This window comes from Cupriavidus sp. SIMBA_020, assembly GCF_046535395.1.
GTDB classification, from domain to species: domain Bacteria; phylum Pseudomonadota; class Gammaproteobacteria; order Burkholderiales; family Burkholderiaceae; genus Cupriavidus; species Cupriavidus campinensis.
In genome coordinates this window covers 1-1110 of the sequence record NZ_JAWRWU010000032.1, presented here as the reverse complement: position 1 = coordinate 1110, position 1110 = coordinate 1, and the positions used below count along the sequence as shown (strand labels likewise).

Here is a 1110-nt window from a genome sequence, read left to right as displayed (position 1 = left end):
ATTCAGCCTTGAGCGTGCCGAAGAAGCTTTCCATGGCGGCATTGTCAAGGCAGTTTCCCTTGCGGGACATACTTTGCGTCACAGCATGCTCCTTGAGCATGCGCCGATAGGCAGGCATCTGGTACTGCCAGCCTTGGTCTGAATGCAGCATCGGCTTATCGTTGTCCTGGCACTTGGCCAGTGCCTTCTTGAGCATGGCCCCGACCAGATCGAAGGTAGGTCGCTTGCTTGTCTGATAGGCAATGATCTCGCCGTTGTACAGGTCCATCACCGGCGACAGGTATAGCTTCTCCCCGCCAACATTGAATTCGGTCACGTCGGTCACCCATTTCTGGTTAGGACGTTGTGCGTCGAACTGGCGGTTGAGCAGATTCGGCGCCGCCCGTCCCATCTCCCCGCGATAGGAGCGGTACTTTTTCGGCCGCACCAGCGACTTCAGCCGCAATTGCCCCATAAGGCGCTGTACGGTCTTGTGGTTGATGATCCAGCCCATCTGCCGGATTGTGGCGGTGATCCGCCGATAGCCATAGCGCCCCCTGTGGCATGTATAGACGGCCCGGATCCTGGCTTTCAGCTCCGCGTGCTTGTCACCGGCATTCACCACCTTTTGCTGGTAATAAAACGTGCTGCGGGCCAAATCTGCGGCCTTGAGCAAGCCCGCCAACGGGTACTGCTGCCTTAGCTCAAGCACTATTTGCGCTTTTTCTGCTGCGCTGCTTTCTTCGCTTGAACCAAGGCATCGAGTTTTTTTAGGTACGCCACCTCCGCGCGCAGGTACTCGATTTCTTTGAGCAATTCCTTGCGCGGACGCTCGTCATCGGCAACCGGCTCGGCCGGAGATTTGGGAGGAATGGCTTGCGGCATCGTCTTGGGGCGCCCGCGAGGTCGGGGCGACAGGGCATCTATACCGCCACTATGATAGCGGCGCTCCCAGACGCCAATGCAACCCGGGCTGCGGATGTCAAACAACGCCGCCGTTTGCTCGCCTGAAAGACCTTCTCGCCACATGCGCAGCAGCACCGAGAGTTTGAATTCAGTGCTGTAGGGATTGCGCTTCTTGCGCAGCCCGTCTTGGCCATGCTGGCGGTAGCTCGCCACCCAACGCTGCAC

The 1110-nt window shown here is 58.6% G+C and carries 1 pseudogene; it reads right to left on the bottom strand.

From position 1 onward, the window contains the following. Positions 1–1110 (bottom strand): annotated as a pseudogene (locus SB751_RS27960) (IS3 family transposase); the annotation flags it as partial.